We start from the raw sequence: 20,292 nt of genomic DNA on the forward strand, positions 1-20,292 counted from the left end.
CCGTGCCGTCAGCGTACGACTTGATCCGGACCGCCATCGTGGAAGGGCGCTACGAACCCGGCGCCCGCCTCGTCGAGCAGCGGATCGCCGCCGAGTTCGACCTGTCGCGCACCCCGGTCCGCGAGGCGCTCCGCACGCTCGAGGCCGAGGGCCTGGTCCGCATCGAGCGCAACCGCGGAGCAACGGTGCGCGGGCTGTCGGTCGAGGAGGTCGTCGACCTCTACGACCTGCGCGCGCGGCTGGAGGGGTACGCCGCCGAGCTGGCCGCGCAGCGCCACGACGCGGCCGACCTGACGGTCATCGACAGCGGCGTCACCGCGTTCGCCGCGGCGATGGAGACCCGCGGGGGCGCCGACCGGGCGCACGCGCTCAACGAGGCCAACGGCGCCATCCACCTCGGAATCGTCGCCGCGGCCCGGCACGATCAGCTGGCACAGCTGCTGCTCCGCACGGTCGACGCGTCGCTGGTGTTCCGCGCGTTCCGCGCGTTCGAGCCGGCGCAGACCCGGCAGTCGCACGAGTTCCACCAGCTGATCCGCAACGCGATCGCGGCGCGCGAGGCTGCCCGGGCAGGGGCGCTCATGGTGGAGCACATCCTCCAGGGCCGCGACGTCCTGCTCGCCGGCCTCCACGAGTCTCAGGCGGGCCAGACACCGGCGCGGGAGAGCTGACCGGGAACGGGCGCGCCACCCAGCCGCTCCTGCAGCCAGCGGGCGTTGTCGACGACCGCCGCGAGGTCGACGCCGGTCCGGACCCCCATCCCGTGCAGGAGGTAGAGCAGGTCCTCCGTGGCGATGTTGCCGGTCGCGCCGGGCGCGAAGGGACAGCCGCCGATGCCGCCGGTCGCCGCGTCCAGCGCGTCGATGCCCGCCTCCAGTGCCGCGACCGCGTTGGCGTAGCCGGTGTTGCGGGTGTTGTGGAAGTGCGCACGCCGCCGTACTCCGGGAGCGACCTCGTCCAGGCCCCGCACCAACCGGGCCACCTGGTCGGGGGTCCCGACGCCGATGGTGTCGGCCAGGGAGATCTCGCGGACGCCCAGGTCGGCGACGCGGCCGGCCAGGTCGAGCACGGTCGCCTCGGGCACCCGGCCCTCGAACGGGCAACCGAAGGCGGCAGCGATCGTCACGCACACGGGACGTCCGGTGCCTGCGACCAGACGACCGATCTCGGCCAGCGTCTCGGCCACGCCCATCCGCTGGTTGCGCCGCGAGAAGGTCTCGGTGGCGACCAGCACCAGGTTGAGGTCGTCGACGCCCGCTGCGGTCGCGCGGTCGAGGCCGCGCTGGTTGATGACCAAGGCGGACCGCACCCTGCCGGGTCCCGCGGCGACACCCGCGAGGACCTGTTCCGCGTCGGCCATCGCCGGCACCGCCCTCGGGTGCACGAAGCTCGTCACCTCCACGCGACCGAGGCCGGCGGCGAAGGACCGCTCCACGAGGTCGACCTTGGCCTCCGTCGACAGCTCCCGGGACTCGTTCTGCAGCCCGTCGCGCGGACCGACCTCGACGATCTCGACCTCGCTCGCCGCTGGCTCGTGACTCACGAATGTATACAATATGCCCCGTGCCGAGATCAGCCAACGCGTCCGTCGAGGCACTGGTCGCGGCCTTGGAGGTGGGTGCTCCCGGACGCGTGACGGGTGTCGTCGACGCGCGGCGCCTCCCTGCGGGAGCCTCGCGGGAGACCTGGCTGCTGGACCGCGGGGACGACGACGCCCTGGTCCTCCGCCTCGACACCCCGGGCTCGGTCGACAGCGGAGCGCTGCTGCGCGAGGCGGACTGCATGCGGGCTGCGGGAGCGGCGGGGGTGCCCAGCCCCGAGGTGCTCGCGGCCGGGGTCGGCCCCGGGCCGCTGGCGGGGGGCTTCGTCCTGATGGGCCACGTCGCCGGCGAGTCCGTGCCGCAGCGCATCCTCCGGGACGACGCGTACGCCGGCCTGCGCGACCGCTTCGCCGGCGACTGCGGCGCGATCCTGGCACGGTTGCACCGGATCGACCCCGCTCCCCTGGCGGCCGCGGGGCTCCCGGCCGGCGACCAGCTCGACGTGTGGTCCGCGGAGCTCGCGAAGGATCCTGATCCGCATCCGATCCTCGACCACGTCGGCGCGTGGCTGCGGCGGCACCGGCCCGCACCCGTCGCGCCTCGTCTCGTGCACGGCGACTTCCGGCTCGGCAACGTCATCGTCGGGCGGGACGGGATCCGCGCCGTCCTCGACTGGGAGCTCGCCCACGTCGGCGATCCGTGCGAGGACCTCGCCTGGCTCACCGTGCGCGCCTGGCGCTTCGGTCGCGCTCCCGAGGTCGCCGGCTGCGGCTCGGTGGAGGACCTGCTGACGTCGTACACCGAAGCGGGGGGCGAGCCGGTGGATCCCGAGCGACTGCTCTGGTGGCAGGTGATGGGCTGCTACCGGTGGGGCGCGATCTGCCGCCACCAGGTCGGTCGCCACCTCTCCGGCGCCGAGCGCTCCGTCGAGCTCGCCGCGATCGGCCGCCGCGTCGCCGAGGCCGAGTACGACGCGATGCTCCTCCTGGGCTGAGGCCGGCGGTCGGGTGCAGGCGTCTCGATACGCGGTGACGGGCACGCCGACCGCACGTCAGGGGGCGCCGAACTCCCAGCGGTCGCCCGCGGCGTAGCGGCGGAGGAGGCGCTTGGCGACGGACTCGATGTGCACCTCGTCCGGCCCGTCGTAGAAGCGGGCGAAGCGAGCGGTGCGGTACATCCGCCCGAGGGGCGTGTCGTCGGTCAGGCCCTGGGCGCCGTGGACCTGCACGGCACGGTCGATGACGTTGTGGAGCGTCCGCGCACCGGCGACCTTGAGCGCGCCGATCTCGATGCGCGCCTGGTCGCCGGCGTCCATCCGCTCGGCGGCCGCGAGGGTCATCAGCCGGGCGGACTGGATCTCGGTCCAGGAGTCGAAGACGTGCTGCTGCATCAGCTGCTTCTGGGCCAGCGGTGAGCCATGGGCCTCGCGCTCGTTGAGCCGCTGGCACATCAGGTCGAAGGCCCGCTGGGCCTGTCCCAGCCAGCGCATCGCGTGGAAGATCCGTCCCGGCCCGAGACGCTCCTGCGCGATCCGGAAGCCGGCGCCCCGCGGGCCGAGCGTGTTGGTGAGCGGCACCCGCAGGTCGACGTACTCCACCTCGCAGTGGTCCTCGACCAGGCCCAGCACCGGGGTGTCGCGCACGATCCGGTAGCCGGGGTCGTCGGTCGGCACGATGATCAGCGAGAACGACTCGTGGACGGGGGCGTCGGTCTCGGTGCGCACCATCACCGTCGTGTAGCGGGCGTGCTGGGCGCCGGTGGTGAACCACTTGCGGCCGTTGATCACCCAGTGGTCGCCGTCGACCACGGCGCTGGTCCGCAGCTGCGTCGGGTCGGAGCCGGCGATGCCGGGCTCGGTCATCGCGAAGCTCGGCCAGAAGTCGCCGCGCACGATCGGCTCGAGGTACGCCGAGCGCCACTCCTCGCTCGCGTAGCGGTCGAGCATGAGGGAGTCCTGCAGGGTGAAGGTGCCGAGCGCGACCTGGCCGTACTCGCTGCGGCCCTGCACCTCGTTGACGTGGACGTAGTCGAGGAACGGCAGCCCCCCGCCCCCGAGGTGCTCGGGGTGCCCGATCGCCCACAGGCCGGCCTCCTTGGCCTGGCGCTGGAGGTCGGCCATCAGCTCTGCGGCTTCCGCACCTCCGCGGTGCAGGACCGGCTCGGCCGGCTCGACCAGGTCGACGACGAAGGCGCGGACCCGCGCACGCAGCTCGTTCACGGTGCCTCCAGGTAGCGGGGGTTGACGACCGCCAGCTTGGCCTCGGCCCAGGCACGCAGCTCGCGGCGCAGGTCGGGGTAGCGCGGGTCGGACTCCCCCATCGTCGCAGCGAGCTCCGCGAGCTCCCGGTTGTCCGCCACGCCGAGGAGCGCGAGGCGCTCGGCGTGCGCCACCTCGTCGGCGGGCGCGGCCGCCAGCTCCCGCTCGACCATCGCCACCACGTTGGCCGCCACACGCCGGTGCAGCGGGTCGCGATCAGGATCGGGTACGGCGGCCAGGTGCTCGCGCACCGAGACGAGCAGCTCGACCGGGTCAGGCCGGTCGTGGGGCGCGCTGCCCCCGGCCGCGCTCACCCCTGCGGCGCCGAGGTGGCGGCGCCGACGTCGTAGGAGGCCGCACCTTCGGGGGCGGCCACCTCCACGATCGGCTCAGGACGGTCGTCGAACTCGGTGCGCAACGCCCGGCTCATCACGGCGTGCATCTCGTAGAGCGCCGTGATGTAGGTGAGCTCGAGGATCTCCTCGTCGCCCAGGTGGCGCCGCAGCTCGTCGAAGACGCCGTCGGAGACCCGCCCGCCGTCGTAGACCAGCGCGTCGGTGTAGGCCAGCACCGCCCGCTCGGCCTCGTCGAACAGGGTCGAGACCTGCCACGACGCGACCGCGGCGATCTTGTCCTCGGGCACGCCGAGGGCGCGCAGCGACTTGCAGTGCTGGGAGAAGACGAACTGGCTGCCCCTCGCCCAGCCCGCCCGGGTCTGGCCGAGCTCGCGCAGGAGCGGCGGCAGCAGCCGCTTCGGGGACCGGTACAGCCCGAAGCCCTTCACGGCGTGGTCGAGCACGTCGGGCACGAGCGCGAAGACGGTCCACCAGTCACCGGGGGTGCCCGACTCGGTGCCGGGGTCGGCGACCGGGTCGCGGCCCTCGCCGAAGAGGAAGTCGTACATCGTCGTGACGATGGGCGCGTTGTCGTCGGCCCGCGGCACCTGGCGCAGGCGGGGCACGTCTCAGGCCTCCACGGCGGCGGTCTGCGGGACCAGCTGCGCCTCGTCCGGGCCGATCTCCCGCGTCCAGGCGGCGAACTCGAGCAGGATGCCGTCGGGGTCGACGAAGTAGAGCGAGCGGATGTAGACACCGGGATGCATCTCGGCCGCCACGGTCCACGGGCTGTCGTCGTGGTTGAGGATCAGCCCGGTGCGCACGCCGGCGGCGTCGAGCTTGGCCTTGTAGTCGTCGAAGCGGTCCAGAGGGATCGTGAAGGCGACGTGGTTCATCGACGCGATCGCGCTGGTGATCTCACCGAACCCGGGCATGTCGGCGGCGGAGGCGATGCCGGGCGCAGGTGCGGGGGCGTCGGGGAACCAGAAGAAGGCGAGGTAGCTGCCCGGAGCGACCTCGAAGAAGAAGTGCTGGCCGCCGCCCTCGGGGAGCTCGACGGTCTTCACCAGCGGCAGCCCCAGCAACCCCTGGTAGAAGTCCACCGTCCGCTGCATGTCGGAGCACACCAGCGCGAGGTGGCAGAACCCGTTGATCTCGAACGGACGCTCGTCGGTCGTGCTCATCGGATCAGCTCCTCACTTCTTCTCGTTGCGACGGGCCCGCTCCTCGTAGGCCGCGCGGGCCACCGGGTCGGCCTGGGTGAGCACGGTCGCGGCGTCGTTGGTCTTCGCGAGCAGGTCCTGCACCTTGCGCGGGAGCGCCTGGGTGAGCTTGGTGGGGCCCTGCACCCAGTTGGGCACCCAGACCTCGGCCCTCGGCTTGCGAACGACCGACTCGATCGCCTTCGCGACGTCGTCGGCGGTGACCGGCTTCATGCCCTTGGCGGCAGGTACGCCGGCGGCCAGCTCGGTCTGCACGACGGTCGGCAGGATCAGCGACACGTCGATGCCGAGCGGGGCGAACTCCTGCCGGATCGCCTCGCTGAAGCCGACGACGGCGAACTTCGAGGCCGAGTAGGTCGCCCCGTCCGCCACGGCCAGCCGGCCGACGGCGGAGGCGACGTTGACGATCTGTCCCTGTCCGCGCTCGACCATGCCGGGCGTCACCGCCTTGATGCCGTTGATCGGCCCGTGCACGTTGACGTCGAAGATGGCCCGGGTCAGGGAGTCCGGCTCCTTGAGCACCGCGCCGAGCGGCATGATGCCCGCGTTGTTGACGAGCACGTCCCACGGTCCGAGGTGCGCGACCTCACCGAGGAACTCCTGCCACGACGCGGGGTCGGTGACGTCGAGGCGGGCGGCGGCGACGCGGTCGCCGAAGGTCTCGGCCACCTCGGCGGCGAGGTCGGGGTCGAGGTCGCCGATCGCGACCGACGCTCCCTGGCGGGCGAAGCGCTCGACGGTGGCCCGGCCGATGCCGCGCGCGCCGCCCGTGACGATGATGGAAAGTCCGCTGATCTGACGCGTCATGACGCCCCTCCGGCTGTTCTGACAAGGTTCCCTGTCAGTTTCTGGTCGCGACTCGCGCGTGTCAAGACTCCTGCCGCCGACGCGGGCAACTTATCGGCAGACCTGCCGATATTGACGCGAGTGTGGGCCACCCCTGAAAGTTGCCCTCGTGACCGATGCCGACGCGTGGACCACGCCGCTCCCCGAGCTGATCGACCTGCTCGAGCTCGCTCCCGCCGGCACCGACCGCTTCGCCGCCCGGCATGCGCGCGTCTCGGTGACGACCGGCCACGTCTTCGGCGGGCTCGTCGCCGCCCAGGCCCTCGTCGCGGCGGGCGCCACGGTGGACCCCGCCCGGCTGCCGCACTCGATGCACACCTACTTCCTGCGCCCCGGCAACGCCTCCCGGCCGCTGCACCTCGAGGTCGGCCGCTCCCGCGACGGGCGCTCGTTCAGCCAGCGCCAGGTGGTCGCCGTGCAGGACGACCGCCCGATCGCGGAGCTGTCCTTCTCGTTCGCCGCCGCCCGGGCCGGTCTCGCGCACCAGGTCGCCGCGCCCGCGGCGGAGGGGCCTGCCGGCGTACGGCCGGACCACGAGGTCCTGGCGGAGCTGCCTGGCGAGGTGATGCCCTACGCCACCACCCTCGACGCGTTCGAGGTGCGCACGGTCGGGTTGGGGCCGGACTGGTTCCGCGCCGTCGAACCTCCGGAGCAGCCCACCCTGGTGTGGATGCGGGCGACCGGCCCGGCGCCGGAGGACCCGCTCGTCCATGCGGCACTGCTCGTCTACGCCAGTGACATGCGCATCCTCCACCCCGCGCTGCGGCCGCACGGGCGGTCGATGTACGACGCCGACGTGCTCCCCGCGTCCATCGACCACGCGGTGTGGTTCCACCGCCCGGTCCCCGTCGACCAGTGGCTCCTGTGGCGGTGCGACTCGCCCTGGGCCGGCGACGGCCGGGCGCTGGTGCGCGCGAGCGTGTACGACGGCGCCGGCACCCTCGTGGCCTCGGCGGCCCAGGAGGGCCTGATCCGCGTGGGCGCGGACTGACCTACTCGGTGCGCACCATCTCCCGGACGGCCTTCCGGTCGGTCTTGCCGACGCTCGTCACGGGCACGGCGTCGACGACCCGGACCTCGCGCGGGTACTTGTAGCGCGCGAGACGTCCCTTCGCGAACTCCATCAGCTCCTCGGGGTCCACGGTCTGCCCGGGATGCAGGGCGACGACGGCGACGACCTCCTCGCCGCTCTTCTCGTCCGGCCGGCCCACGACCGCGGCCGCTGCGACGGACTCGTGGGCCATGAGCGCGTCCTCGACGTCGCGCGGGAAGACGTTGAACCCGCCGCGGATGATCAGGTCCTTGACCCGGTCGACCACGTAGAGGAAGCCGTCCTCGTCGAGCCGCCCCACGTCGCCGGTGTGCAGCCAGCCGTCGACTACCGTCTGCGCGGTCAGCTCGGGGGCGTTCCAGTAGCCCATCATCACGCCGTGCCCGCGCACGCAGATCTCGCCCTCCTCGCCGGTCGCGACCGGCTCGCCGGACGGGTCGAGCACGGCGAGCTCCACGTGCGGAGCCGGCTTGCCCACGCTGCCGGGACGGTTCTCCGTGGCGGTCGAGGCGGTCACGATCGAGCTGGCCTCGGTGCAGCCGTAGCCCTCGAGGATGGTCACCCCGAACGCCTTCTCGACCTTCTCCCGCAGCGCGGGCAGGAGCGGCGCTCCGCCCGAGCCGAAGGACTGCAGGGAGCTCAGGTCGTAGTCCTGGTAGGGCAGGTCGAGCAGCATCTGCATCATCGACGGCACGACGGGGCTGCTCTCGAGGCGGTGCTCCTGCACCAGCTCCAGCCACCCCTGCGCGTCGAACCAGCGCTGCATCACCGACACCTGGTGCCGCTCGGAGTGCAGCCCGGCGACCAGGACGTTGAGGCCGAACGCGTGCGAGAGCGGGAGCGGGAGGAGCGAACGGGTCGTGCCCATGGTCTCCGCGACCCGGTTCATCCCGCTGCCGGCCTCCCACAGCCCGCGGTGGCTGAGCATGACGCCCTTGGCCCGGCCCGTGGTGCCGCCCGTGTAGAGCAGCGCCGCCAGGTCGTCGTCGGCACGCGGCACGATCGCCCCCGGCCCGGCCGCCTCGATGTCGGCGAACGACGTCGCGTCGACTCCCTCGGGGACGTCGCCGACGACCACGAGGGCGATGTCGAGGCCCTCGGCCGCGCCCTGGACCATCGGCAGCAGCTCGGGACTGACGATCGCCGTCGTCGCGCCGGAGTCCTCGAGGATGTGGCGCAGCTCGGGCGGCGTCTGGAGGAAGATCACCGGGGTGACGACCGCGCCCGCCCGCCAGATGGCGTGGTAGGCCACGAACACCTCGGGGGTGTTCATCGTCAGCACGATCACCCGGTCGCCGGGCTCGACCCCGGCCGCCAGCAGCCCGGCCGACGCGCGCGTCGCGCGCTCGAGGATCTCGCCGGACCGGTGCCAGGCCCCCTCGAAGCGGAGCATCTCGTAGTCGCCGACGCGGTCGAGCCACTGCTCGGCCAGGACAGCGAGGTGGTGCTCACCCATGCCGCTCACCGGGCCGCGTCCGCAAGGGCGAGGCGGGCGACCTCGTCGTACGCCGCGACGTCGTCGCCGAGCAGCAGCCGGTCGACCTTCGCGCGCCGCCAGAAGAGATGGGCGTCGTGCTCCCAGGTGAAGCCGATGCCGCCGTGCACCTGGATCAGGGTCTCGGCCGCCCGCTCGAGCGCGGTCGCCGCCAGCCCCTTCGCGGCGTTGGCGGCCAGGGGCAGCTCGTCGGGCGAGCTCTCGGCGGCCCAGGCCGCCCACCACACCAGCGACCGCAGCTGCTCGACCTCGACGTAGGCGTCGACGAGGGCGTGCTTGACGGCCTGGTAGGAGCCGATCGGTCGTCCGAAGGCGTGACGCTGCTTGGTGTACTCGACGCCGATCTCGACCGCGCGGGCGGCCGTGCCGAGTCCCTCGGCGGCGAGGATCACCCGCCCCACGAGGAGGGCACGCTCCCACAGGTCGGCGGCACCCGCCGCGACGACCTCGGCGTCGTCGAGCGCGACGTCGGCCAGGCCGCGGGTCGGGTCGATCGGTGCGCGCTGGGTGACCGTGCCCGACGCCAGCACGACGTCGTCGCCCTGCAACGCCAGGAACCGGTCGGCGCCGACGGCGTCGAGCACCGGGCCGCCGTCGCTGACCGCCACGGCGAGGCCGCCGTCGGCGAGCCCCGCCAGCCGGGCCGGGTCGTCCCCGAGGAGCACGGCAGCGCGGGCGAAGGTCACCAGCGAGGGACCGGCGAGCACGCGCCCGGCCTGCTCGGCGACCACCGCCAGGTCGAGCAGGGTGCCCCCGCCGCCCCCGTGCTCCTCGGGGACCGTGATCGCGGCGAACCCGCTCTTCACGAGGTCCACACGGCCGGGCGGGACCGCCGCCGTGGTGTCCTCCAGCGCCGCGCGGGCAGCGGCCGGCGAGGCCGAGGAGCCGAGGAAGTCCGCGGCTGCCGAGGCGAGCGCGCGCTGTTCGTCGTCCAGGTCGAAGTACATGTGTCGTCTCCTCAGCTCACGCGCCCGCTGCCGCGAGCTCCTTGAACGTCTTGTCCTTGTCGGCCCGCGGCTCCGAGGGCAGGCCGAGGACCCGCTCGCCGATGATGTTGCGCAGCACCTCGTTGGTGCCGCCCGCGATCGCCATGCCGGGGAGCACCGCTTGGAGGCTCTGCCACGACTCCGAGCCGTCGACCGTGGCGCCGTAGACCGCGTCGTCGCCGAGCAGGCGCACGGCCAGGTCGGCCATGTCGCGCGCCGCCCTGGTGCCGGCGAGCTTGCCGGCCGACGCCTCGGGCCCGGGCAGCCGGCCCTGGCTCAGGGCGGTCAGCAGCCGGTATCCGGTGTAGCGGATGCCCAGCGAGGCGACGTACGAACGGCCGAACTGCTGCCGCACGATCGCCTGCCGCTCCGCCGACAGCCCCGCGACGTGGGCCGCGACGTGCGCAGCGATGCGCTCGGTGCTGACGCCGATCTCCGTGCCCCCGCCACCGAGGGTGAGCCGCTCGCTCATCAGCGTGGTCAGCGCCACCCGCCACCCGTCGTTGACGTCACCGAGCCGCTCGGAGTCGGGGACCACGACGTCGTCGAAGAAGACCTCGTTGAAGTCGGCCCCGCCGCTCATCTGCTGGAGCGGACGAACCGTCACCCCCGGCGCCTTCATGTCCACCACGAACATGGTGAGGCCACGGTGCTTGGCCACGTCGGGGTCGGTGCGGGTGAGCAGGATCCCGTAGTCGGAGAGGTGCGCGAGCGTGGTCCACACCTTCTGGCCCGTGATGTGCCAGTTCCCCTCGCCGTCCTGCACCGCCCGGGTCCGCAGCGCGGCCAGGTCGCTTCCGGAGGCGGGCTCGCTGAAGAGCTGGCACCAGATGTCATCGGCGCGCAGCAGTCGCTTGAGGTAGCGCTCCTTCTGGTCGTCGGAGCCGTGGTAGATCACCGTGGGTCCGCACATCCCGATGCCGATGAGGTTGATCAGTCCGGGGATGTCCGCCCGCGCCATCTCCTGGTCGATGATCGCCTGCTGCATCGGCGTGCCGCCCCGGCCGCCGGCCTCCTCGGGCCAGGTCACGCCCACCAGGCCCGCTTCGTAGAGGAGCGCCTGGCGCTCACGCGACAGGCCGTCGTCGAAGCTGCGCTGGCCGGAGCGGGATCCCAGCTGCTCCTTGTGCTCCTCGAGGAAGCCGCGGACCTCGGCCCGCCAGGCCGCCTCTTCGGGAGTGTCGTCGAAATCCATGGTGCTCCTCGGTAGGCAGGACCCCCGCGGGGGGCGCTCAGCACGGTCGAGCGACAGCGTCGCACGAAACTTATCGGCACTCAAGCATGGAAATGTCACCCGCCTTGAGACGCCAGCTCCACCCGATCCGAGCGTGACTCGGGCCCTTCGTCCCGGATCCGCGGCGGTGGAGGTCGGGAAACGAGACATCACTTGCGCACACCAGTGCCGACAAGTCATAGTCGGACCGCTCGTGTGACCCACGTAACAGGCGGTGGTGGCGGATGGGGCTGGCCCGGCGATCGCCCGACGCCGCCGTCCCGGCGGCCCCCCAGAGCTGGCAGGACGTCGTCGCCGCGCTGGAGCCGCTGCACCAGGACCCCCGCCCCAAGCGCAGCCTGGCCGCCCGTGCGGGCGACCTGGTCGACGCGGTGGGCGGGCTGATCGGCTTCTCGGCCAAGACCCTGCGGACGCTGCCGGTGCCCCCGTTCCAGACCCGCGAGTTCATCCAGCAGACCGAGTTCATCGCGTTCGTCTCGGTGCTGCCGGCGATGCTCGTGTCGATCCCCTTCGGCGCCGTCATCGCGCTCCAGCTCGGCAACCTGACCAAGCAGCTGGGCGCCGAGAGCTTCACGGGCGCCGCCTCCGCCCTGGCGACCATCCGGGAGGCGTCGCCGATCGTGACCGCCCTGCTCCTCGCGGGCGCTGCCGGCACCGCCATCTGCGCCGACCTCGGCGCGCGCACGATCCGCGAGGAGATCGACGCGCTGGAGGCGCTGGGCATCTCGACCATCCAGCGCTTGGTGGTGCCGCGCGTCCTCGGTTGCGTGGTGGTCGCGATGCTGCTCAACGGCCTGGTCAGCGTGGTGGGCGTCGTGGGCGGCTACGTCTTCAACGTCCTGGTCCAAGGGGGATCCCCCGGGGCGTTCGTCACGTCCTTCCGCACGATCGCGACCCTTCAGGACCTCCTCCTCGGCGAGGTCAAGGCGGTGGTCTTCGGGCTGCTGACCGCGCTGATCGCCTGCTACCGCGGACTGACCGTCAAGGGCGGCCCCCGGGCCGTCGGCGACGCGGTGAACCAGTCCGTCGTCATCGCGTTCGCCGCCCTGTTCGTGACGAACTTCGTGATCACCTCGATCTACCTCCAGCTCGGAGGCGGCCAGTGAGCAGCCCGGGCGACGCGCTCTACCGCCTCGGCGACGGCGTCGCCGCGCTGGGGCACCAGTTCCTCTTCTACGGCCGCGCCCTGATCGCGGTGCCGGGCGCGTTCCGGGCGCACCGCAAGGAGGTGTGGCGGCTGCTGGGCGAGGCGTCGTTCGGCACCGGCGCGCTGGCGGTCATCGGCGGCACCTTCGGCATCATCTTGCTGCTGTCCTTCTTCACCGGCACCGAGGTCGGCCTCCAGGGCTTCACCGGGCTCGACGACATCGGGGCGTCGATCTTCACCGGCTTCATCTCCGCCTACTTCAACACCCGCGAGATCGCGCCCCTGGTCGCCGGCATCTCGCTCTCGGCGACCCTCGGCGCAGGCTTCACCGGCCAGCTCGGCTCGATGCGGATCGCCGAGGAGATCGACGCGCTGGAGTCGATGGCGATCCCGCCGATCCCCTACCTCGTCACCACCCGGATGATCGCGGGCCTGATCGCGGTCGTCCCGCTCTACCTCGCCGGGCTCTTCTCGTCCTACTTCGCGACCCGGCTCATCGTGACCTCGAGCTTCGAGCAGTCCAGCGGCACCTACGACCACTACTTCCACCTGTTCCTGCCGCCGGCCGACGTGGTGCTGTCGCTGGTGAAGGCCCTGATCTTCGCGGTGCTCGTCATCCTGGTGCACTGCTACTACGGCTTCACCGCGCGCGGCGGGCCCGGAGGCGTCGGCGTCGCGGTCGGCCGGGCCGTGCGCGCCGCCATCGTGCTCGTGACGGTGAGCGACTTCTTCATCTCGCTCGCGTTCTGGGGTGCATCCGACACCGTGCGGATCGCCGGATGAGGGGGCGAGGCTGATGCGCCCGTCGCCGTACGCCGACGAGGCCCCGGGCGGCGGCATGCTGGCCACGCTCTACACCCGTCGCTGGCTCACGGTGCTCGGTCTGGCCGCGATCGCGGTCGTGCTCTGCCTCCTCGCGACCTCCGTCGCCGTCTTCACCCACGCCTTCTCCGACCCGGCCCGCGTCCGGCTCGAGGTCGACCGCGCCGGCTCCCAGCTCTCCAAGGGCGCCGACGTCAAGCTCAACGGCGTGATCGTGGGGCGGGTCGACGCGATCGAGCCGGCCGACCACGGCGCCACCCTCGAGCTCGCGATCGACCGCGACCGGTTGTCGCTGATCCCGGCCAACGTCACCGCCGAGGTGCTGCCGAAGACGATCTTCGGCGAGAAGTACGTCGACCTGGCCCTCCCGGCCGAGCCCGCGACCGCCCGCCTGGCCGACGGGGCGGTGATCCCCCGGAGCCGCACCAGCGAGGCGATCGAGACCCGCACCGTGCTCAACCACCTCGGACCGCTGCTCGACGCGGTCTCCCCTGCCGACCTCGAGACGACGCTGACCAACGTGGCCACGGCCGTGCGCGGGCGCGGTGCCGACATCGGCGAGACCATCGCGGAGGCACGGCGCTTCGCCCGCGACCTCGCCCCGCTCGTGCCGCTGGTGGTCGAGGACGCGGGCCTCGTCGCGGACGTGAGCGACTCCTACCTCGAGGCGGCCGACCCGGTGCTGCGCAGCCTGGTCCACGTCGGGGTCACCGCCCGCACCCTGACGCGCGACCAGCGCAAGCTGCGCGCGATCCTCGCGTCCTCCGAGCAGTTCGCGGCGGTGACGCGGGGGTTCGTCGACGCCGTCGGCGAGCGCGCGGTCAAGGTCGTCGCGGTCAGCCGCCCGGTGCTCGAGATGCTGGCGCGCTACTCCCCCGAGCTCGCCTGCCTGGTGCGGGGCATCACCCTCGCCACGGACCGTCTGGAGGCCGTGTTCGACGCCGGCCCCTTCCTGAAGGCCCGGCTCTACGTGTCGGTGAGCCGCGGTCGCTACAAGCCGGGGATCGACACCCCCAAGGACCTCGACCTCAGCGCCTACGGGCCCTACTGCCCCGTCATCCCGAAGGACGGCAAGGGCACGGTGCCGTGGCCGCCGGTGCCCAAGGAGCTCGACCCGATCCGCGGCACCGCCAGCCCGCTCAACAGCATCGACGGACTGCCCAGCCTCCCGGCCGGCAGCAACCCGCTCGCGGGGCTGTTGATGGGAGGGCCGGTGGGATGACCGACCGCAGCTTCAAGGTGTCGCTGATCAGGCTCACCCTCTTCACCGTCGTGACGGTCCTGCTGACCGGCTTCCTCGCCCGCACGATCCAGGGCTACCAGGACGCCGACACGGCGTCGTACTCCGCGATCTTCGGCAACGCCACGCGTCTCGAGCCCGGCGACGACGTCCGGCTCGCCGGGGTCACCGTGGGCCGGGTGACGTCGGTGACCTTGACCGGCGACGCGCGCGCGAAGGTGGCGTTCTCGGTCGACACCAACGTCACGCTCACCGACGCGACGACCGCGACGATCCGCTATCGCAACCTGATCGGCGACCGCTACGTCGCACTCGACGTGCCCCTCGGCGCCCGGGCGCTGCCGGCCGGGTCGACGCTCCCGGAGTCGCAGACCCGGCCCGCCCTCGACCTCACCGCGGTCTTCAACGGCTTCAAGCCGCTCTTCCAGGGCCTCGACGCCTCGTCGATCAACGCGCTGTCGCTCTCGCTCGTCCAGGCACTGCAGGGTGAGGGCGGCACGATCGCCTCGCTGCTCTCCGGCACCGGCTCACTCGGCCAGGCGATCGCCGAGCGCGACGCGACGATCGGCGCACTGGTGCGCGACCTGACCTCGGTCCTGACCAACCTCAACACGCACACCGGCCCGTTCAACCGGCTGGTGACGCACCTGCGGGACCTCTCCGGCGGCCTCCGCGACGGCCGCACCCAGATCCTGGACGCGCTGGCCGGCATCGACCGGCTCGCCTCCGCGACCACCACGCTGCTCGCGCAGGCACGGCCGCACCTCGCGGGCGTCGTGCGCGGGCTGAGCGCGACGGCCCACCGCCTCGCGACCCACCGCAAGGTGCTGCGGGAGAAGCTCAACCTGCTGCCGGTCAAGCTCAACGCGATCATGCGCTCGGCGCAGTACGGCTCCTGGTTCCAGTTCTTCAACTGCGGCATCGGCCTCGAGGTCGACCTCGACGGAGACGTCCCCCCGTTGACCATCCCGCCCTCCGGGCCGAGCACGGGGATCTGCGGCGGATGATCACTCCTCCGCGCAACGCGCGCACCCTCGGACTGGTCGGCATCGCCGTCGCCGTCGTGCTGCTCACGGTGTCCTTCCGCCTGTCGACCCTCTCCTCGCTCTTCTCCGGCGGCGGGGAGACCCTGCACGCGCAGTTCTCCGACGCCGCGGGGATCTCGCCGGGCGACCCGGTACGGATCGCGGGCATCACCGTGGGCGAGGTCGAGGCCGTCCACGTGCAACGCGACCACGCGCTGGTCGACCTCAAGGTGAAGACCGACGTCGACCTGGGCGACCGCACGACGGCGACGCTGAGCCTCGACACCCTGCTGGGCCAGAGCAGCCTCCTCCTGGTGCCCGCCGGCACCGGGGACCTCGCCGACGACGCCACCATCCCGCTGGAGCGCACGACCACCCCGTTCAGCGTGACCGACGCGATCCTCGGCGCGGGCCGCGAGCTCACGCCGATCAACGTGAAGGACCTCAGCGCGGCGCTGCGCACGGTCACGGCGGCGATCGACCCCGGCGCCGACGAGGTCCGTACGGCGGCCGTGGGGCTCTCCGACCTCAGCCGCGCCGTCTCGCGCCGCGAGTCGGAGGTGCGCACGCTGTTCCGCCAGACCCGGCAGATCGCGAGCACCCTCGCGGGCCGCACGACGGACCTGGTGACCCTGATCGACAACAGCGCCGTGATCACCCGGTCCCTCGTCGAGCGGCAGGACGTCATCCGGTCGCTCCTGCGCACCACCACCGGACTGACCGCGACCGTGCAGGCGGTGATCCGCGACAACGAGGACCAGCTCACGCCCGGGCTCCGCGACCTGCACAAGGTGCTCGACGTGCTGAGGAGCAACCAGGACGACCTCGACGAGTCGTTGCGGCTCCTGGCGCCCTACCTGCGCTACTTCGTGAACCTCACCGGCAACGGCCGGTGGTTCGACGGCACCTTCGCCGGCCTGGTCCCGATCGACACGCGGAAGGGGACGCCGTGACCCGCGACCCGAGACGCATCGTGACGCTCCTCCTCGCGGCCCTCCTCGTGGCCGCCGCGGTGACCTGGCTGCTGGGCCGCGACGACTCCACGATCACCGTGACGGCGGACTTCCCGACCACGGTCGGGCTCTACCCGGGCGACGACGTGCGGGTGGTCGGGGTGCCCGTCGGGAGGATCACCGAGATCCGGCCCGCCGACGGGCACGTCGAGGTGGAGATGGAGATCGACCGCGACACCCCCGTCGCCGCCGGCACCGGCGCGGTGATCGTGCCGCCCGGCCTGCTCGCCAGCCGCTACGTGCAGCTGACCGAGCCGTGGCTCTCCGGTCCGCGGCTCACCGACGGCGCCCACCTCGACGAGACCCGGACCGCCTCCCCTCTCGAGCTGGACGACGTCACCGCGCAGCTCGACGACTTCCTCGGCGCGCTCGGGCCGAAGGGAGCCGGGCGCGACGGTGCGCTCTCGCGGTTCGTCCGCACCGCCGGCCGGGCCCTCGACGGCAACGGCGGCACGCTGCGGCAGACCCTCGCCGACCTCGCCGACGCGCTCGACACCGTCGGGGAGAGCAAGGGCGACATCGTCGCGACCATCGAGCAGCTCCAGACCTTCGTCACCGCGCTGTCGGGCAGCGACGGGGCGATCCGCAGCTTCGAGCACAACCTCGCCGGGGTCACCACCGACCTCGCCGCGCAGCACGACCAGCTCGCCGCGACCATCCAGGGTCTTGCCGCCACCACCGAGGCGATCCGCGACTTCGTCCACGACAACCGCGGTGAGCTGACGGTCGACGTACGACTCCTCAAGCGGTTGACGACCACGCTCGTCGACCGCCGGCGCGACCTCATGGAGATCGCCGACCTGTCCCCGATCGGCACCGAGAACATCTTCGGAGCAGCGAACCTCGACACCGGCGTCCTCGACGCCCGGGTCGACCTGACCCCGCTGCTCGCCCACCCCGACACGGCGTTGTGCCAGATCCTCGAGGGAGCGGGCCTCCCGCAGCTCTGCCCGCCCTCGGTGCCGCGCCAGGACGGGGGTCGGTGATGTTCCACCACCTCAGCTCCCGGGCCCGCGCCCTCGCCGGCACCCTCGTCGTCGTGCTCCTGGCGGGAGCCGCGATCGTCCTGGGCCTCGACGCCCTGCCGGACGTGACGCGGTCCCGGTTGCCCGGCGCCGCCGGCGGCAGCGACACCTACACCGTGACGGCCGAGTTCCGCGACGCTCTCGACCTGGTGCCCAACTCCACCGTGCGGGTCGCCGACGTGCCGGTCGGACGGGTGACGAAGATCCGGGTCTCCCGGGCTGACGGGGGCTACGTCGCCGTGGCGACCCTCGAGGTCAAGAGCTCGGTCGACCTGCCGAGCGACACCGTCGCGACGATCAGCAGCACGAGCCTGCTGGGCGAGAAGTACGTCGCCCTGGTGCCTCCCGCGCGCGGCACCGGCAGCCTCCGGGAGACCGGGTCGATCCCGGTCACGCGGACGAGCGACGACATCGAGGTCGAGCAGCTCCTCTCCTCCATCGGCGCCCTCCTCAACGGCGGCGGCCTCCAACAGCTCTCCACCATCACCCGCGAGTTCTCGACCGCGCTCGGCGGTCACGAGCAGGACACCCGCGCCCTGCTGGGCGATCTCGACCGGATCGTGTCGGGGCTCGACGCGGGTCGCCCCGCGCTGGTCTCCGCCCTCGACAGCACAGCCCGGCTCAACCGCCTGCTGGCCAGCCAGAACGACGTCCTGGCCAACGCGGTCGACGACCTCGACCCGGCGACCGGGGTGCTCGCCGACCAGGTCGGCGACCTCCGCACCGCACTGCGCGCGCTCGACGACCTCAGTGACCGCGCCACCTCCGTGATCCGCCGCAGCACCGCCGACACGGTCGCCGACCTGCGGGCGCTGTCCCCGGTCGTGCAGGAGCTCGGCAAGGTCGCCGACCAGATCCCGCGCGACCTGACGCTCCTGGTCACCTACCCGTTCGCCGACACCGCGGTCCCCGCGTTCTCGGGTGTCTACGGCGCCTTCAAGGGCAGCGTCGTGGTGAGCCTCCAGCAGCTGCTCGAGCTGATCGTGCCGACCCCGTCGGACCCGGACGAGCCGTTCGACCCGACCAGCGCGCCGCCGACCACCGACGGAGCGCCGGCCGGCCCGCTCGGCGGCCTCGACGACCAGCTCTCCGACCTGCTCGGCGTGCCCGACCTCCTCGGCGGCCTCTCCGGACTGCTCGCGCCGCGGACGGGAGCGGCCCGATGACGCTCGTCCACCGGATCCGCATCGGCCTGTTCGCCGTCATCGCCGTCGTGTCGGTGATCGTCGCCGGCACCAAGTACGTCGGCATCCCCGAGCGCTACCTCAGCCAGTCCTACGAGATCGGCGTGGACCTGCCCGAGTCCGGCGGGATCTTCCCCAACGCGGAGGTGACCTTGCGCGGCGTGCCCGTCGGCCGGGTCGAGTCGCTCGAGCTCACCCCCGACGGCGTCCGCGCCCACCTCCAGCTCGAGAAGGGCACCCGCGTGCCCACCGGCACGCTGGTCCGCGTCAGCAACCTCTCGGCCGTCGGCGAGCAGTACGTCGAGCTGCTCCCGCCCGACGGCGGCGGTCCCTACCTGTCCTCGGGCGACACCCTGCCCGTCACTGCGGCGACCACGCCGCCGAAGGTGACCGCGCTGCTCGTCCACCTCGACCGGCTGGCGACCAGCGTCGGCAAGGACCAGCTGCGCCGGCTGGTGCACGAGCTGGGCGATGCCTTCGACCACAGCGGCCAGGACCTCTCCACCGTGCTGCTCCGCGCCCGCGAGCTGAGCCGTACCTTCGGAGACGCCCTGCCGCGGACCACCCGGTTGCTCCGCGACGGCCGGCGGGTGCTGCGCACCCAGCGCGACCTCGACCCGGACCTCCAGGCGCTCAGCCGAGGGCTCGAGCAGCTCACCCGCACGCTCGCCGACAACGACCCCCAGCTGGCGGCGCTCCTCGACGCCGGCCCGCAGACGCTCGATGCCGTGCGCACGCTGCTGGCGCAGAACCGCACGTCGGTCTCGGTGCTCCTCGGCAACCTGCTGTCGGTCGGCCAGATCGTGGCGCAGCCGATGCGGCTGCGGGGCCTGAACACCCAGCTCGTCCTGCTGCCTCGCATCATCCAGGGGACGTTCAACATCCAGCCCGGGGACGGCTACGCCCGGCTCGGCGCAGTGGTCGACACCGCCCAGGCCGTCTGCACCAAGGGCTACGAGTCGTCCGGCACCCCGCCGACCGAGCCCAGCGACGTCTCCGACGTGCCCGGCGACCCGTCCCTGCGGGCGAACCTCAACGCCCTGTGCGCGGAGCCGCCCAGCAGCGGGATCGGTGTGCGCGGGGCCGCGAACGTGCCCCGTCCCTACGGCGACCCGACCGCGCGGGTCGTGGCACGGACCAACCCGCGCGGCTTCGGGCCCGGGTCGTCCTTCCGCAACTCCCCCGAGACCGACGCGGCCAACGCGCAGGACCAGGCCTCCGCGACGCCGTCGGTCACGCGCGTGGTCGCACCGACCGACCTGCGCGGTCTGCTGCTGAAGGAGGACCTGCGATGATCGCCGACACCCCGGAGAGCGCGAGCGAGAGGCCGACGATGAGTGACGCCGAGGCGGAGGCCGAGGCCACCGCCGACCCGGCCGCGTCACGCTCCCGCCGGCTCTGGGTGCCGCTGGTGGTCGCCCTGGTCGCGCTGCTGCTGGTGGCCGGCGCCGCCTGGACGGCGGTCGCGGTGCGCAAGGAGCAGCAGGCCCAGGATCGCGACGACGACGCGCTGGCAGCCGGGCGGGAGGCCGCCGTCGCCTTCACGTCGTACGACTACCGCCACATCGACGACGACCTCGACCGCGTCGCGAGCCGCTCGACCGGCGACTTCCGGCAGCAGTTCACCAAGGCCCTCGGCGCGCTGAGCGCGGCCATCAAGAAGGCGCACGGCGTGTCGCTCGGTGAGGTGAGCCAAGCCGGCATCGTCCGCAGCACCGACGACACCGCTGTGGTCATCGCCGCGGTCGATGCCACGATCACGAACCGGTCGACCCAGGGCGAGTCCACCCGCCGCTACCGCCTCCAGATCACGCTCAACCTCGTCGACGACGACTGGCTGATCTCCGACATCTCCCCGGTGGCCTGAC

21 protein-coding genes are annotated in these 20,292 nt (G+C 72.6%); 12 read left to right on the forward strand and 9 right to left on the reverse strand.

Features of this window, described 5'->3' with window-relative positions; translation table 11 throughout:
• Positions 1 to 2 precede the first annotated feature (2 nt).
• Complete coding sequence (locus ACAX67_RS11805) at positions 3 to 671, forward strand: GntR family transcriptional regulator (RefSeq protein WP_370704038.1); 669 nt, start codon at positions 3 to 5, stop codon at positions 669 to 671.
• Here ACAX67_RS11805 and ACAX67_RS11810 read toward each other — a convergent pair.
• The gene (locus ACAX67_RS11810) at positions 638 to 1,543 is read right to left on the reverse strand and encodes a hydroxymethylglutaryl-CoA lyase (protein WP_370704039.1); all 906 of its coding nucleotides are present in this window, start codon (positions 1,541 to 1,543) and stop codon (positions 638 to 640) included. The genes ACAX67_RS11805 and ACAX67_RS11810 overlap by 34 nt on opposite strands.
• A gap of 20 nt (positions 1,544 to 1,563) precedes the next feature.
• Between ACAX67_RS11810 and ACAX67_RS11815 the strand changes: the two genes are divergently transcribed.
• Positions 1,564 to 2,535 carry a phosphotransferase family protein gene (locus ACAX67_RS11815; RefSeq protein ID WP_370704040.1) on the forward strand — a complete coding sequence of 324 codons (972 nt, stop codon included), beginning with the start codon at positions 1,564 to 1,566 and terminating at the stop codon, positions 2,533 to 2,535.
• Between the two features lie 57 nt (positions 2,536 to 2,592).
• Here the strand turns inward: ACAX67_RS11815 and ACAX67_RS11820 are convergent, their stop codons facing one another.
• Genes ACAX67_RS11820 through ACAX67_RS11840 form a run of 5 tightly spaced genes read right to left on the reverse strand, consistent with a single transcriptional unit; the run spans position 2,593 to position 6,163 of the window.
• Positions 2,593 to 3,759: an acyl-CoA dehydrogenase family protein gene (locus ACAX67_RS11820; RefSeq protein ID WP_370704041.1), complete on the reverse strand. Its 1,167-nt coding sequence runs from the start codon at positions 3,757 to 3,759 to the stop codon at positions 2,593 to 2,595.
• Positions 3,756 to 4,112, reverse strand: a complete 357-nt coding sequence (locus tag ACAX67_RS11825) for a DUF6285 domain-containing protein (RefSeq protein ID WP_370704042.1) — start codon at positions 4,110 to 4,112, stop codon at positions 3,756 to 3,758. Before ACAX67_RS11825 ends, ACAX67_RS11820 begins: the two co-directional genes overlap by 4 nt.
• Entirely contained in the window at positions 4,109 to 4,759 is a 651-nt protein-coding gene (locus ACAX67_RS11830) for a carboxymuconolactone decarboxylase family protein (RefSeq protein ID WP_370704043.1), read from the reverse strand. Before ACAX67_RS11830 ends, ACAX67_RS11825 begins: the two co-directional genes overlap by 4 nt.
• Before the next feature lie 3 nt (positions 4,760 to 4,762).
• Complete coding sequence (locus tag ACAX67_RS11835; RefSeq protein ID WP_370704044.1) at positions 4,763 to 5,317, reverse strand: VOC family protein; 555 nt, start codon at positions 5,315 to 5,317, stop codon at positions 4,763 to 4,765.
• 12 nt (positions 5,318 to 5,329) lie between these two features.
• Positions 5,330 to 6,163, reverse strand: a complete 834-nt coding sequence (locus ACAX67_RS11840) for an SDR family oxidoreductase (protein ID WP_370704045.1) — start codon at positions 6,161 to 6,163, stop codon at positions 5,330 to 5,332.
• A gap of 148 nt (positions 6,164 to 6,311) precedes the next feature.
• On the opposite strand from ACAX67_RS11840, the gene ACAX67_RS11845 reads away from it, so the two are divergent.
• Positions 6,312 to 7,193 carry an acyl-CoA thioesterase gene (locus ACAX67_RS11845; protein WP_370704046.1) on the forward strand — a complete coding sequence of 294 codons (882 nt, stop codon included), beginning with the start codon at positions 6,312 to 6,314 and terminating at the stop codon, positions 7,191 to 7,193.
• Between the two features lies 1 nt (position 7,194).
• On the opposite strand, the gene ACAX67_RS11850 is transcribed toward ACAX67_RS11845, so the two are convergent.
• The 3 genes from ACAX67_RS11850 to ACAX67_RS11860 are packed head-to-tail and all read right to left on the reverse strand — an operon-like array spanning position 7,195 to position 10,929.
• Positions 7,195 to 8,709 (reverse strand): class I adenylate-forming enzyme family protein, encoded by a 1,515-nt coding sequence (locus tag ACAX67_RS11850; RefSeq protein ID WP_370704047.1) that lies wholly within the window; start codon positions 8,707 to 8,709, stop codon positions 7,195 to 7,197.
• Between the two features lie 5 nt (positions 8,710 to 8,714).
• The gene (locus ACAX67_RS11855) at positions 8,715 to 9,695 is read right to left on the reverse strand and encodes an acyl-CoA dehydrogenase family protein (RefSeq protein ID WP_370704048.1); all 981 of its coding nucleotides are present in this window, start codon (positions 9,693 to 9,695) and stop codon (positions 8,715 to 8,717) included.
• 16 nt (positions 9,696 to 9,711) lie between these two features.
• Positions 9,712 to 10,929 carry an acyl-CoA dehydrogenase family protein gene (locus ACAX67_RS11860; RefSeq protein WP_370704049.1) on the reverse strand — a complete coding sequence of 406 codons (1,218 nt, stop codon included), beginning with the start codon at positions 10,927 to 10,929 and terminating at the stop codon, positions 9,712 to 9,714.
• A gap of 263 nt (positions 10,930 to 11,192) precedes the next feature.
• Here ACAX67_RS11860 and ACAX67_RS11865 point away from each other — a divergent pair, with 263 nt between their 5' ends.
• Genes ACAX67_RS11865 through ACAX67_RS11905 form a run of 9 tightly spaced genes read left to right on the forward strand, consistent with a single transcriptional unit; the run spans position 11,193 to position 20,291 of the window.
• Positions 11,193 to 12,074 (forward strand): MlaE family ABC transporter permease, encoded by an 882-nt coding sequence (locus ACAX67_RS11865; RefSeq protein ID WP_370704050.1) that lies wholly within the window; start codon positions 11,193 to 11,195, stop codon positions 12,072 to 12,074.
• Positions 12,071 to 12,898 (forward strand): MlaE family ABC transporter permease, encoded by an 828-nt coding sequence (locus ACAX67_RS11870; protein ID WP_370704051.1) that lies wholly within the window; start codon positions 12,071 to 12,073, stop codon positions 12,896 to 12,898. Before ACAX67_RS11865 ends, ACAX67_RS11870 begins: the two co-directional genes overlap by 4 nt.
• Positions 12,899 to 12,911: 13 nt before the next feature.
• On the forward strand, positions 12,912 to 14,159 hold the full coding sequence (locus ACAX67_RS11875; RefSeq protein WP_370704052.1) for an MCE family protein: 1,248 nt from the start codon (positions 12,912 to 12,914) through the stop codon (positions 14,157 to 14,159).
• A complete protein-coding gene (locus tag ACAX67_RS11880) occupies positions 14,156 to 15,184 on the forward strand; it encodes an MCE family protein (RefSeq protein WP_370704053.1) in 1,029 nt (342 codons plus the stop codon). Before ACAX67_RS11875 ends, ACAX67_RS11880 begins: the two co-directional genes overlap by 4 nt.
• On the forward strand, positions 15,181 to 16,155 hold the full coding sequence (locus ACAX67_RS11885; RefSeq protein ID WP_370704054.1) for an MCE family protein: 975 nt from the start codon (positions 15,181 to 15,183) through the stop codon (positions 16,153 to 16,155). Before ACAX67_RS11880 ends, ACAX67_RS11885 begins: the two co-directional genes overlap by 4 nt.
• On the forward strand, positions 16,152 to 17,201 hold the full coding sequence (locus tag ACAX67_RS11890; RefSeq protein WP_370704055.1) for an MCE family protein: 1,050 nt from the start codon (positions 16,152 to 16,154) through the stop codon (positions 17,199 to 17,201). Before ACAX67_RS11885 ends, ACAX67_RS11890 begins: the two co-directional genes overlap by 4 nt.
• Positions 17,201 to 18,406 carry an MCE family protein gene (locus ACAX67_RS11895; RefSeq protein WP_370704056.1) on the forward strand — a complete coding sequence of 402 codons (1,206 nt, stop codon included), beginning with the start codon at positions 17,201 to 17,203 and terminating at the stop codon, positions 18,404 to 18,406. The genes ACAX67_RS11890 and ACAX67_RS11895 overlap by 1 nt, the downstream gene beginning before the upstream one ends.
• The gene (locus ACAX67_RS11900) at positions 18,403 to 19,719 is read left to right on the forward strand and encodes an MCE family protein (protein WP_370704057.1); all 1,317 of its coding nucleotides are present in this window, start codon (positions 18,403 to 18,405) and stop codon (positions 19,717 to 19,719) included. Before ACAX67_RS11895 ends, ACAX67_RS11900 begins: the two co-directional genes overlap by 4 nt.
• Positions 19,716 to 20,291, forward strand: a complete 576-nt coding sequence (locus tag ACAX67_RS11905) for an Rv1363c family protein (protein WP_370704058.1) — start codon at positions 19,716 to 19,718, stop codon at positions 20,289 to 20,291. The genes ACAX67_RS11900 and ACAX67_RS11905 overlap by 4 nt, the downstream gene beginning before the upstream one ends.
• Position 20,292: the final 1 nt, after the last annotated feature.

It is taken from the genome of Nocardioides candidus (assembly GCF_041321175.1).
Classification (GTDB): Bacteria; Actinomycetota; Actinomycetes; order Propionibacteriales; family Nocardioidaceae; genus Nocardioides.